Source organism: Proteus sp. MB838 (assembly GCF_054767435.1).
This window is the reverse complement of sequence record NZ_BAABMO010000039.1, coordinates 18,247-31,370: the sequence shown is the minus strand read 5'-3', so window position 1 is coordinate 31,370 and position 13,124 is coordinate 18,247. Positions and strand designations below refer to the sequence as shown.

Sequence of the window (13,124 nt, the reverse complement as noted above, 5' to 3'; positions counted from 1 at the left end):
GAATATATCTGTATTCTTTTGTATTTTTGTTTTCTATAAATACATAAAAACATTAAGGCTAAATTAATAAAAAATTAATTTCTCCTAAGGCAAAATTATATAAATAAAAATTTATATTTATCTTACTTAAATATTTAAAATAAACAGTTGCATATGAAAATTTTAGAATATTATTTCAAACAATTACGCACGCTCGCACAGCCAGATCGTGTTTATCTAAAAAATAAATTTATTCGTAACTTAGGTTATCAACCTAATTTTCGCCACCCCATGTCATTGAATGAAAAAATCAATGCACGTATGTTATTTGATAGAGATCCTATCTATACACGCTTAGCAGATAAAATCAGTGTCAGGGAGTATGTAAAAGAAAAGATAGGCGAAAAATATCTGGTCAAAATCCTTAATACTTATCGCCATCCAAATGAAATCGAACTTAATACACTACCTAACCGTTTCGTATTAAAATGTAATCATGACAGTGGCAGTACTATTATTTGCCTTGATAAATCTCAATTTGATTTGGAGATGGCAAAAAAGAAACTTAATTTTCATTTAAAGAGAAATCTCTACCACGTTACTCGTGAATGGCATTATAAAAATATTAGTGCGCAAATTATCAGTGAAGAGTATATCGACCTTTTTGATACTCAATGTCCGATGATCCCAACCACATGCCGTATCCACTGTTTTCATGGTCAGCCTCATTATGCGGAAATTGATATTTCGGATACAAAGGGATGCGAGTATATCAATGTTTATGATACACAATGGCAATTACAGCCTTTTACTTTAGAAGATCCCAATACCCCAGAATATATTGAAAAACCGCTACAATTTGACAATATGCTCACATTAGCCAACAAATTAGCTAACGGTTTTGCCTATTGTCGGGTCGATTTTTTAATGTCAGAAACCACACTACTGTTTAGTGAAATGACCTTTACCCCCAATGCGGGGCGCATTCCCATTAAACCAAAAGAGTGGGACTATAAATTAGGTGAACTATGGACACCTATTGCTTCATAGCAACTCCCTGAACTAACGAACGTCCCCTTTAAATTAGACTAGAAACGTCCAACTTTTAGGGGCTGTTCATTCAATAAATAAGGCTTAAAACACGCTTGATAAAGTGGAAACCCTAATAGTCAATTAGCGACTTACTTTTATGATGTTTCACCGCATACGTTAATCAGTGAGTCGTTGTGGATGAGTAAAAACAGTTGCTCTTCCACGGCGACAAAAACCCACCAGCGTCAAATTATATTGATTCGCCACTTCAACGGCGAGTGAGGTAGCAGCGGAAACCGCAAATAAAATTTCGGCACCACACATTGCTGATTTTTGCACCATTTCATAACTTGCACGACTTGATACTAATATTGCACCCTCTGTCCACTTTTGTTGTGTTTTTAAGCCAATCAACTTATCAAGAGCTACATGGCGCCCGACATCTTCGCAACCGCCTTGTAATTGCCCCTCAGGAGATAGCCAAGCTGCGGCATGAGTACATCCTGTTAGCTCGCCAATTTCCTGTACGGTTTTTAGTTGCTCGAGTGCGTTATCAAGCAAAGAGAGTGAAAATGTTTGTGTAAAAGGTAATGGCGCTATAGGGCGAAAAATTTCTGCTAATTGCTCTGTACCACAAATACCGCATCCGGTGCGTCCCGCCATACTACGACGTCGCTCTTTTAATTGCATAAAGCGCCGACTTGATAATTCTATTTGTACTTCTGTGCCACCATGGCAACTTTCAACGATTTCAATACTGCGAATTTCGTTAGAAGATCCTATAATGCCTTCAGATAAGGAAAATCCGACAGCAAATAACTCTAAATTTTTAGGGCTTGCCATCATAACAACGTGAGATATTCCGTTGTACACTAATGCAACTGGAACTTCGAGTGCAATATAATCCTGCTCTGCTTGGTTAAGGGAGCCTTTGTGTTGCACAGTTGTTTGATCTATGCCAACAATTACACGTTTAGTTAACAAGTTTGTCGATTTTGTTTCATCCATAAGATGAATTCCTAATTTTATTAATACATAATAACAATACGGGTAAAACGATTTTACACTACCTATCAGGCAATGAACCTGATCCTATTAAGGATAATAGGAATAAAAAAACAATCAGCTCCTGTTTTCGTGAAGAAAATCAGAGTCAGTAAAAGCAATGTATGATGAGGAGAGACCCCATGCAGGTCAGCAGAAGACAGTTCTTTAAGATCTGTGCTGGCGGTATGGCAGGTACTACAGCGGCTGCCTTAGGTTTTGCACCCGCTGTTGCGTTAGCAGGCTCACGTCAGTATAAATTACTGCGTGCCCGTGAAACTCGCAATACCTGTACGTACTGTTCTGTCGGTTGTGGACTATTAATGTATAGTCTGGGCGATGGCGCGAAAAACGCAAAAGAAACCATATTCCATATTGAAGGTGATCCTGACCACCCAGTAAACCGTGGTGCACTTTGTCCTAAAGGTGCTGGTCTCGTTGATTTTATCCATAGTAAAGGCCGTTTACAATATCCTGAATATCGTGCTCCCGGCTCAGATAAATGGGTAAAACTTTCATGGGAAGAGACCTTTGATCGTATCGCACGCTTAATGAAAAAAGATCGCGATGCCAACTTCGAAAAATTCAATAAAGAAGGTGTTGAAGTAAACCGTTGGTTATCAACGGGGATGCTTTGTGCCTCCGCAGCAAGTAACGAAACAGGCTTTTTGACCCAGAAATTCTCAAGAGCACTTGGGATGCTGGCTGTCGACAACCAAGCGCGTGTCTGACACGGACCAACGGTAGCAAGTCTTGCTCCAACATTTGGTCGCGGTGCGATGACCAACCACTGGGTTGATATGAAAAATGCCAACCTTATCGTCGTTATGGGCGGTAATGCGGCTGAAGCACACCCTGTCGGTTTCCGCTGGGCGATGGAAGCTAAAATCCATAATAAAGCCAAGTTAATTGTGATTGATCCTCGCTTCACACGTACTGCGTCTGTTGCGGATTTCTATACGCCTATTCGTTCAGGTACAGATATCACCTTCTTATCGGGGGTTATCTTATATCTGCTCGAAAATAAAAAATATCAAAAAGAGTACGTTGAGGCTTATACCAATGCCAGCTTGATTGTGCGCGAAGATTACCATTTTGATGATGGTCTCTTTAGTGGTTACGATCCTGAAAAACGTCAATATGATAAAACCACTTGGAATTACGAGATGGATGAAAATGGTTTCGCTAAACGCGACACCACGCTTCAACATCCTCGTTGTGTCTGGAATCTATTAAAAGAACACGTTAGTCGCTACACACCTGATGTGGTCACTCAGATTTGCGGTACACCAAAAGAAGATTTCTTAAAAGTCTGTGAATATATTGCTGAAACAGCAGCGAAAGATAAAACAGCCTCTTTCCTGTATGCATTAGGCTGGACTCAACACACTGTTGGTGCACAAAACATTCGTACTATGGCGATGATCCAATTACTGTTAGGTAATATGGGTATGGCAGGTGGCGGTGTTAATGCTCTACGTGGTCACTCTAATATTCAAGGCTTAACAGATCTTGGTCTGTTATCACAAAGCTTACCAGGTTACCTAACCTTGCCTTCTGAAAAGCAAACATCGTTAGAAACCTATTTAGCAGCCAATACGCCAAAACCGACCGTCCAAGGGCAGGTTAACTACTGGGGTAACTATCCTAAATTCTTCGTCAGTATGATGAAGACATTTTATGGTGATCATGCTCAACGTGATAACGATTGGGGATTCTCACTATTACCTAAATGGGATAAACCTTACGACGTTCTACAATATTTCGAAATGATGGATAAAGGTGAAGTCAATGGCTATATCTGCCAAGGCTTTAACCCTGTAGCTTCATTCCCGAATAAGAACAAAGTGATCCGCTCATTATCAAAACTGAAATTCCTTATCACCATGGATCCGTTAAATACAGAAACATCTTGTTTCTGGCAAAACCACGGTGAAGAGAATGATGTGAAAACAGCAGATATCCAAACTGAAGTTTTCCGTCTACCTACGACCTGTTTTGCTGAAGAGAACGGCTCTATTGTTAACTCAGGACGCTGGTTACAATGGCACTGGAAAGGTGCTGATGCCCCAGGAATTGCACTGCCTGATGGTGAAATTCTCTCAGGTATTTTCCATCGTTTACGCCAACTTTATAAAGAAGAAGGTGGCGCAATGCCTGAGCAGGTGTTGAATATGACTTGGGATTACTTTGATCCTAATAATCCAACATCTGAAGAAGTGGCTCAAGAGAGCAATGGTAAAGCCCTTGTCGACTTAAAAGACGCTGATGGCAATATCATTTTGAAAAAAGGTCAGCAACTAAGCTCATTTGCTCAGTTACGTGATGATGGTACAACGGCAAGTGGCTGTTGGATCTTCGCGGGTAGCTGGACAGAAAAAGGCAACCAAATGGCTAACCGTGATAACTCAGACCCATCAGGTTTGGGTAACACATTAGGTTGGGCGTGGGCATGGCCTTTAAACCGTCGCATTATTTACAACCGTGCATCAGCAGATCCACAAGGTCAACCATGGGATCCAAAACGCAAGTTAATCGAATGGGATGGCAGCAAATGGACAGGTATTGATGTACCTGACTATAGCAATGCCGCACCTGGCTCTGATGTTGGTCCATTTATTATGCAACCTGAAGGTATGGGGCGTTTATTCGCTATCGACAAGATGGCAGAAGGTCCATTCCCTGAACACTATGAGCCAATTGAAACCCCATTAGGTACCAACCCACTGCATCCAAATGTTGTTTCAAACCCAGCAGCACGTGTGTTTAAAGATGACTGGGAAGAGATGGGTAAAGCAGAAGAGTTCCCATATGTAGGTACGACTTACCGTCTGACTGAGCATTTCCACTTCTGGACAAAACATGCGCTGTTAAATGCCATTATTCAGCCTCAACAATTTATCGAAATCGGTGAACGGTTAGCGGCAGAAAAAGGTATTTCTCAAGGTGACACCGTTAAAGTCAGTTCCAAACGTGGTTACATTAAAGCAAAAGCTGTAGTGACCAAACGTATTAGAACACTTGATGTTGATGGTCGCAAAGTGGATACCATTGGTATTCCGATCCACTGGGGCTTTGAAGGGGTTGCGGTTAAAGGCTTTATTGCTAATACCCTAACGCCATTCGTCGGTGATGCAAATACACAAACGCCAGAATTTAAAGCGTTCCTTGTTAATGTGGAAAAGGTGTAAGGAGATAAATTATGTCACTGCAATCACAAGACATTATTCGTCGCTCTGCCACCAATTCCCTTACTCCCGCACCACAAGTGCGGGATTACAAGGAAGAAGTGGCAAAACTTATCGACGTTACCACCTGTATTGGTTGTAAAGCCTGTCAGGTTGCTTGTTCTGAATGGAACGATATCCGCGATAAAATTGGTACTAACGTCGGTGTTTATGACAACCCAACGGACTTAACGGCTAAATCATGGACAGTGATGCGTTTCTCTGAAGTTGAAGAGAATGGCAAATTGGAATGGTTGATCCGTAAAGATGGTTGTATGCATTGTGCTGATCCGGGCTGTTTAAAAGCATGTCCTGCGGAAGGCGCTATCATTCAATATGCTAACGGTATTGTGGACTTCCAATCTGAGCACTGTATCGGATGTGGTTACTGTATTGCTGGTTGTCCTTTTAACGTACCGCGTATTAATGAAGAAGATAACCGTGCTTATAAATGCACCTTGTGTGTAGACCGTGTTGAAGTGGGTCAAGAGCCGGCTTGTGTTAAAACCTGTCCGACTGGTGCTATCCATTTTGGCTCAAAAGAGTCGATGATTAATCTTGCCAATGAACGTGTTACAGAGTTACAAACTCGTGGCTATGACAACGCTGGACTCTACGATCCACAAGGCGTTGGTGGCACACACGTTATGTACGTGCTTCATCACGCGGATAAACCCAACCTGTACCATGGTTTACCAGAAAACCCAGAAATTAGCTCAACGGTTAAATTCTGGAAAGGTATTTGGAAACCATTAGCGGCGGTTGGTTTTGCTGCTACATTTGCAGGTGCTATCTTCCACTACTTAGGTGTTGGCCCTAACCGCACCACCGAAGAAGATGAAGAAGCGGCACAAAAAGAGATGGAAGCATCTTCTAAAACACAGACCTCTGTGAATAAGGAGGAGCAAAAATGATGAAGAAGAAAGGTGATAAAATTCTTCGCCATACCGCATCAGAGCGAATTAATCACTGGGTTGTTGTGATTGTATTTCTATTCACAGCCATCAGTGGTTTGGGTTTCTTCTTCCCATCTCTGAACTGGTTTATGAACATTTTAGGTACGCCTCAACTGTCACGTTTACTTCACCCATTTGTGGGGAGTGCGATGGCGATTTTGTTTATCTTTATGTTCTTCAGATACCTGAAGTACAACTTTATTGATAAAGATGACTTAGTTTGGGCTAAAAATATTCATAAAGTGCTAAAAAATGAAGAAGCAGGTGATATTGGTCACTATAACTTAGGTCAGAAAGGCATTTACTGGGCATTATCTATCAGTTTGATCCTGCTGACGGTCAGTGGCATCATCATCTGGCGTCCTTATTTTGCTGAATATTTCTCCATTCCGGTGATTCGTATTGCATTGCTGGTGCACTCATTTGCCGCAATCTTACTGATTATTACCGTTATCGTTCACGCTTATGCAGCGTTTTGGGTGAAAGGCTCAATTCGTAGCATGGTTGAAGGTTGGGTGACTCGCGGTTGGGCGAAAAAACACCATCCTCGCTGGTATCGTGAAGTACTGGAAGAAGAGAAAAAAGAAGCCGAAAAGCAGTCACAGAAATAATGCACTAACGCTAATTTGCTGAACAAACGGAGGCTGACTGTTGCCTCCGTTTTTATTTTATTTACCCGATCATCTTCAAGCGTAAATAAACAAGAAATTGACTATATCCTTACCTGCTGTCATGGCTTCAAGTAAAATTTTGCATTATTCTGATGCCAATATTTGTAGGTAATACACTATGAAGGAAGATAGAACGTTATGAGTATTCGCATCGTTCCTAAAGAGCAATTAGGTAAAGAGCCATCAGAAAAAAGCATCAGCTTTATTCCACCGGTGTTATTCCCGAATTTAAAAAACCTCTACCAACGTCGTGCTGAACGTTTTCAAGCATTAGCCAAAGACAATCCTTTCGCTGATTATCTTGAATTTGCTGCCGAAATTGCCTTAGCACAAGAAAAAGCATTACATGATAACCCGCTTGAATTAGATTTAACCCCGTTACTTTCTCAACAAACGGGTATAGCGCCGTTAGATAAAAAGACCTTTAAGCGTAGTAAGCATTGGCATGCATTACTCGCCTCAATCATTGCGGAATTACAATCCGTTGTACCTGAAAGTGCTAAAATTGCCTTAGAAAATCTCTCTAAAGCCTCTGAAACCGAATTAGAAGAGATGGCAACAGCACTATTAAACGATGAATACTCAAAAGTTTCCGCTGATAAATCAGTGTTTATTTGGGCGGCATTATCACTTTACTGGGCGCAACTGGCGGCAAACATTCCCGGTAAAGCGAAAACAGAATATGGCGAAAATCGCCAATTTTGCCCCGTTTGTAACAGTATGCCTGTATCGAGTATGGTACAAATTGGCACCACTCAAGGACTGCGTTATTTACACTGTAATTTATGTGAAACCGAATGGCACGTGGTACGTATAAAATGTACTAATTGTGAATTAACGGGCAAATTAAATTACTGGTCTCTTGATAGTGAAAATGCGCCAGTCAAAGCAGAAAGCTGTGGCGATTGTGGTAGTTATTTAAAAATTTTATACCAAGAAAAAGATGCTAACGTCGATGCTGTAGCTGACGATTTAGCCTCCCTTATTCTTGATGCAAAAATGGAAGAAGAAGGTTTTGCACGCAGTAGTATTAACCCCCTTCTATTCCCCAATGAATAATAATTAGGTATTAACATGACACATGATACGCGTTCACTTTACAGTCAACTGTCATCGATAGACAGTTTGCTCCATCAGGCCGATATTCAAGCTTTAGTTGATGGTTATGGGCAGACCTTTATCGTTGAACATTTACGCAAACTACAAGAAGAAGCGCGTATCATTATTCGACAAAATAATCAGTTACCGCAATGGCATGATAATTGGGCGGAAGAATTAAAAAATCGTATTGCATTACAACGAAAAGCCGCCATAAAACCGGTTTTTAATTTAACAGGGACGGTATTACACACCAATTTAGGTCGTGCGTTAATGGCAGAGTCAGCGATTGAAGCGGTAAGCCAAGTCATGCGCTCTCCGGCAACATTAGAATACTCCCTTGATGGTGCTTCTCGAGGACATCGTGATCGAGCCATTGCCGATCTGTTATGTGAATTAACTGGCGCCGAAGATGCTTGTATTGTTAATAATAATGCAGCTGCCGTTTTATTAATGCTGGCCACCGTCGCACCAGATAAAGAAGTGGTTGTTTCTCGTGGCGAATTAGTTGAAATCGGCGGTGCTTTTCGTATTCCTGATGTGATGTGCCAAGCGGGATGTCGTTTAAAAGAGGTGGGAACCACTAACCGTACCCATCTAAAAGATTACCGTAACGCGATTAACGAAAATACTGGGTTGCTAATGAAAGTTCATACCAGCAACTACAGCATTCAAGGCTTTACCGCTGAAGTTGAAGGTGCACAACTTGCTGCGCTGGGTAAAGAGATGAATTTACCCACCGCCATAGACTTAGGCAGTGGCTCTATGACCAATTTGGCTGCACTGGGTTTACCTAGCGAGCCGATGCCACAGGACTATTTGCAACAGGGTATAGATTTAGTCACTTTTTCAGGAGATAAACTATTAGGTGGCCCACAAGCAGGAATTATTCTAGGTAAAAAAGCGTGGATAGAAGCCATCCAACATCACCCTCTAAAACGAGCGTTACGTGTCGATAAAATGACATTGGCAGCATTAGATGCCACCTTAAGACTTTATCAACAACCTGAAAAAATGATCAAGGATATCCCGACATTACGTTTACTCACTCGTACACAAACCGAAATTCATGATATGGCGCAACGGTTACTTCCTCATTTTCAGGCATATTATGGCGATAACTACCATATCACAATATCCTCATGTGCTTCGCAAATAGGAAGTGGCTCGTTACCGATTGAAAGCTTACCCAGTGCAGCCCTTACCTTTGCTGCCAAAGATGGGAAAGGAAGTCAATTAGATGCCCTTGCGGCACATTGGCGTAACCTAGAAAAACCTATTATCGGCCGTATTACGGATGGTCGCTTATGGCTCGACCTACGTTGTCTTGAGGATGAAAATGCATTAATACAGGCTCTATCACTATGATTTTTGCGACAGCCGGTCACGTAGACCACGGAAAAACAACATTAATACAAGCGATCACCGGTGTAGATACGACTCACTTACCTGAAGAGAAAAAACGCGGTATGACCATCGATTTAGGTTATGCCTATTGGCCACAAACCGATGGATCAGTCATTGGTTTTGTCGATGTCCCCGGTCATGAAAAGTTTCTTTCTAATATGTTGGCAGGTATTGGGGGAATTTCTCACGCCTTATTAATTGTCGCTTGTGATGACGGTGTGATGGCACAAACTATTGAACATACAGCTATCTTACGTCTTGCCGGTTGTCCTAACATCACCGTGATCCTCACCAAAGCAGATCGTGTAGAGCCACCACGTATTGATGAAGTTAAACAGCAGATAACCACACACTTACTTAATCTAGGTTGGTCAGCACCACAAATCTTTGTCACTTCAGCCTCAACTGGCGTGGGTATCGCGCAATTACGAGACTATTTAGTTACTCTACATCAGCAAGAGCAACAACACCCTCAATGGCATAAGCGTTTTCGCTTAGCAATTGATCGTGTATTTAGTATTAAAGGTGCGGGTTTGGTGGTCACAGGTACTGCACTTGCTGGGCAAATTGCGCTAGGTGATACTTTTTGGCTAACCGGTGCAGACAAACCGGTAAGAATTAGGGCATTACATGCGCAAAATCAGCCAGTAGAACAAGCTGGTGCAGGTATGCGCATTGCGATAAATATTAGTGGTGATGTCAGTAAAGAAACGGTTTCTCGTGGTGATTGGTTACTATCACAAGCACCACTTTATCCTTCACATAAAATATTAGTCAGTCTAACAGCTGATGAACCTATTAAACATTGGCAACCGGTTCATATTCATCATGGTACACGCCATATTACAGGACGTATTGCACTATTAAATAATACCGATGAAACACCGCTATTAGCAGAGCTTATTCTTGATGAACCCTTGTGGCTGGTGGATAACGATAGACTAATTTTACGCGATATTAGTGCACAACGAACTTTAGCGGCTGCCAAAGTGCTCTGCTTACACTCTCCTCGTCGGGGTAAACGACAAGCTGAGTTTTTATCTTGGCTAAGTGCACTTGATAAAGCCAACACGGTGAGTGATAACCTCGCACTCTATTTACCCAAAGGTGAATTGTTATTGACACAATTTGCTTGGGCACAGCAACTGACGGAAACTGCACTTGATACGCTATTAACCACCTTTGATGTTATTTCTATTTCCGGCGTCGTCATTTCGAAAGCCAATGCCGAACAGGCTAAAGCAAAACTATTACACACACTAGAAGAATATCACCAGCAACATAACGATCAAATGGGTGTGGGTCGTTCCCGTTTAAAACGTATGGCTCTTCCCACTTATCACGATGAGCTGGTTTATCACTTAATTGATCAGTTACGCCAAGAAGGTGCTATTAAGCAAACTCGAGGCTGGCTACATCTACCAACACATGGGTTAGCCTTCTCAGCAGAGCAAGAGGCACTATGGCAGATTGCCAAAAACTATTTTCAACAATCAGAGCCTTGGTGGGTTCGTGATCTCGCCCATGAAATGAAACATGATGAAAAAGTCATACGAAGCTTATTACGCAAAGCTGCTCAACTAGGTCTTATTATCCCCATTATTGCCGATCGCTATTATACTCATGATTCGATAGAAAAATTTGCCGCTATCATCGTAAAATATAACGAAACCAACGGCAGTGTGACCGCAGCCGATTTTCGTGATGAACTGGCCGTAGGTCGCAAACTTGCCGTACAAATTCTTGAGTATTTTGACCGAACAGGGTTCACTCGACGTAAAAAAGATCTTCATATCTTACGAGATAAAGGGTTATTCTAACTTAACTGGTTACTCTTTATGATTGGCTGGATATGAGCATTCAGCCAATTAAGGTATTCTTCGCTTGTCTTTATCAATAAACTTTTAATCACTATGCTCGGAAGAGATATGAAAAAATTATCAGGGCGTATATATCTTGCGCTTGTTCTTATTGCTTCATTATTTATTGTCTTTGAGAAAGCTTCTCTAATTTATACCGCACTACTGTCTGTCAGTGTTTATTTTATTATTTTTACGCTGTGTTTTGTTTTATCGTCCCGCGCGCTATTCTCGGCAATCACAACAGGGACACTCTTTATCATTATCAAGTTTATCAATCAGCTTAAAGTCCACTATTATAAAGAGTCACTGCTATTTTCAGATTTTAACCTTGCTTTTGATAGCTCAAATTTAGGCACCTTAACGCAGTATTGGGAAGCCGGTGTCGCGATTATTGCCATGGCTATTTGGCTAATCATTAATATGGTTACCGCGTGGCGTTTCTCCCGTAAATCACCTATTGCTACACGCCTAAGTAGCTTATTACTCATTATTATTGGCCTTACAACTATTCATTTTACGGTGAATAAATGGCAATCGGAGTGGGAAGGTACGCTTCCCGGTGGTCGAGGAACTGTGACTAATCTAATTATGTCGGGTTATCAAACGGCTTATCATCCCCCTTACTATGCACAAAATGCAGACTACTTTATCGAGCAAGCCAACCGTGTGGTCTTACCGGAAACACAAACCGAGGTAAAACCCGATATTGTTGTATTACTACAAGAATCTACCGTAAACCCAACCATTTACCAATTTGATAAAAACGTGGATTTGCCCGATCTTTTTATGTTTAAAAAAGATGAAGGCGTCAGTGCCCAAAGCCCATTACGAGTACAAACCTTTGGTGGAGGAACTTGGCTTTCTGAGTTCTCAGTATTAACCGGTCTAAATACCGATGATTTTGGTGCGCGTAAAAACTCTGTGTTCTATTTTGTGGTTGATAAACTCAATGAAAGTTTATTCCGCCAACTCAAATCTCAAGGGTATTACACCGTACTGCTCACTCCCTTTAATCGTAACGCCTATCACGCGGGATATGCTTATGAAAAATTAGGGGTAGATGAGATTATCCAGCCACAAGAATTGGGTTATCCGGGGAGTTTAGAAGAGAATTTATGGACTATCCCTACCCAAGATATGATTAATTATCTAAAAGAAATCTTAAAAACACATACAGATAAGCCATTATTTATCTTTTCTTTAACTATGTATGAGCATGGCCCTTATAAAGGCTCACATAGTGATGATTATCAATTAGCTGGTCAGACAGAAAGCCCTGATGCACCGGGTAAATTTAGCCACTATATGGAAAAAATTATTGCCAGTGATCCGGCTATTGAAGATTTTTCTCACTTTGTCGCAAATAGAGAGCGCCCCACCCTGTTTCTTTATTTTGGTGATCATCAACCTAATATTGACCTAAAAAATTATCAATCACCTTTTAGTGATCCAGCACATATTACTCAATTCACCTTAAGGGATAATTTAACGCAAGGTGCAACCCTTTCTACTGGAGAATTAACGGATATTAATTTTTTAGGGGGAATGTTGTTAGAGCGCGCTCGTTTACCTTTATCACCTTACTATAAAGCCAATATTCAAATGCGTCATTTATGCCAAGGCAAATTAAATGATTGTGAGGATGAAAAATTAGTTAATAGTTATAAGAACTATATTTATGACAAATTAAACGTTGCCGGTGGCAAAGATAATTAATTTTCAAATTTACTGATAAAAGGTGATCGGGATTACTAATCTGTAACAACACGATTATTGACTCGTCCTGATATCGAACAAAAAAGAGGCTAATAACTGGCCTCTTTTTATTTTAATGGTTATATCCACCGA

General features: G+C 41.0%; 9 protein-coding genes. 8 read left to right on the top strand and 1 reads right to left on the bottom strand.

What is annotated here, in order from left to right; genetic code table 11:
- Positions 1–153 precede the first annotated feature (153 nt).
- Positions 154–1,029 carry an ATP-grasp fold amidoligase family protein gene (locus ACYUCW_RS14840; protein ID WP_163748157.1) on the top strand — a complete coding sequence of 292 codons (876 nt, stop codon included), beginning with the start codon at positions 154–156 and terminating at the stop codon, positions 1,027–1,029.
- Positions 1,030–1,188: 159 nt separating this feature from the next.
- Here the strand turns inward: ACYUCW_RS14840 and fdhD are convergent, their stop codons facing one another.
- Positions 1,189–2,019 (bottom strand): formate dehydrogenase accessory sulfurtransferase FdhD, encoded by an 831-nt coding sequence (gene fdhD, locus ACYUCW_RS14835; RefSeq protein ID WP_004246534.1) that lies wholly within the window; start codon positions 2,017–2,019, stop codon positions 1,189–1,191.
- Positions 2,020–2,198: 179 nt separating this feature from the next.
- On the opposite strand from fdhD, the gene fdnG reads away from it, so the two are divergent.
- From fdnG to ACYUCW_RS14800, 7 genes are all read left to right on the top strand, one after another.
- Positions 2,199–5,246: a formate dehydrogenase-N subunit alpha gene (fdnG, locus tag ACYUCW_RS14830; protein WP_080633831.1), complete on the top strand. Its 3,048-nt coding sequence runs from the start codon at positions 2,199–2,201 to the stop codon at positions 5,244–5,246.
- A gap of 11 nt (positions 5,247–5,257) precedes the next feature.
- The gene (gene fdxH / locus ACYUCW_RS14825) at positions 5,258–6,196 is read left to right on the top strand and encodes a formate dehydrogenase subunit beta (protein ID WP_004246537.1); all 939 of its coding nucleotides are present in this window, start codon (positions 5,258–5,260) and stop codon (positions 6,194–6,196) included.
- Positions 6,193–6,849 (top strand): formate dehydrogenase cytochrome b556 subunit, encoded by a 657-nt coding sequence (gene fdoI, locus ACYUCW_RS14820; protein WP_004246538.1) that lies wholly within the window; start codon positions 6,193–6,195, stop codon positions 6,847–6,849. Before fdxH ends, fdoI begins: the two co-directional genes overlap by 4 nt.
- A gap of 198 nt (positions 6,850–7,047) precedes the next feature.
- A complete protein-coding gene (gene fdhE, locus ACYUCW_RS14815) occupies positions 7,048–7,968 on the top strand; it encodes a formate dehydrogenase accessory protein FdhE (protein WP_004246539.1) in 921 nt (306 codons plus the stop codon).
- A gap of 15 nt (positions 7,969–7,983) precedes the next feature.
- The gene (gene selA / locus ACYUCW_RS14810; protein WP_041701446.1) at positions 7,984–9,375 is read left to right on the top strand and encodes an L-seryl-tRNA(Sec) selenium transferase; all 1,392 of its coding nucleotides are present in this window, start codon (positions 7,984–7,986) and stop codon (positions 9,373–9,375) included.
- Complete coding sequence (gene selB, locus ACYUCW_RS14805; protein WP_163748155.1) at positions 9,372–11,234, top strand: selenocysteine-specific translation elongation factor; 1,863 nt, start codon at positions 9,372–9,374, stop codon at positions 11,232–11,234. Before selA ends, selB begins: the two co-directional genes overlap by 4 nt.
- A gap of 108 nt (positions 11,235–11,342) precedes the next feature.
- A complete protein-coding gene (locus tag ACYUCW_RS14800) occupies positions 11,343–12,992 on the top strand; it encodes an LTA synthase family protein (protein WP_460408901.1) in 1,650 nt (549 codons plus the stop codon).
- Positions 12,993–13,124: the final 132 nt, after the last annotated feature.

Bases quoted from the DNA above. Each gene is read 5' to 3' on its own strand.
- ACYUCW_RS14840 (WP_163748157.1), top strand. From the start codon at position 154: ATGAAAATTTTAGAATATTATTTCAAACAATTACGCACGCTCGCACAG.
- fdhD (WP_004246534.1), bottom strand. From the start codon at position 2,019: ATGGATGAAACAAAATCGACAAACTTGTTAACTAAACGTGTAATTGTT.
- fdxH (WP_004246537.1), top strand. From the start codon at position 5,258: ATGTCACTGCAATCACAAGACATTATTCGTCGCTCTGCCACCAATTCC.
- fdoI (WP_004246538.1), top strand. From the start codon at position 6,193: ATGATGAAGAAGAAAGGTGATAAAATTCTTCGCCATACCGCATCAGAG.
- fdhE (WP_004246539.1), top strand. From the start codon at position 7,048: ATGAGTATTCGCATCGTTCCTAAAGAGCAATTAGGTAAAGAGCCATCA.
- selA (WP_041701446.1), top strand. From the start codon at position 7,984: ATGACACATGATACGCGTTCACTTTACAGTCAACTGTCATCGATAGAC.
- selB (WP_163748155.1), top strand. From the start codon at position 9,372: ATGATTTTTGCGACAGCCGGTCACGTAGACCACGGAAAAACAACATTA.
- ACYUCW_RS14800 (WP_460408901.1), top strand. From the start codon at position 11,343: ATGAAAAAATTATCAGGGCGTATATATCTTGCGCTTGTTCTTATTGCT.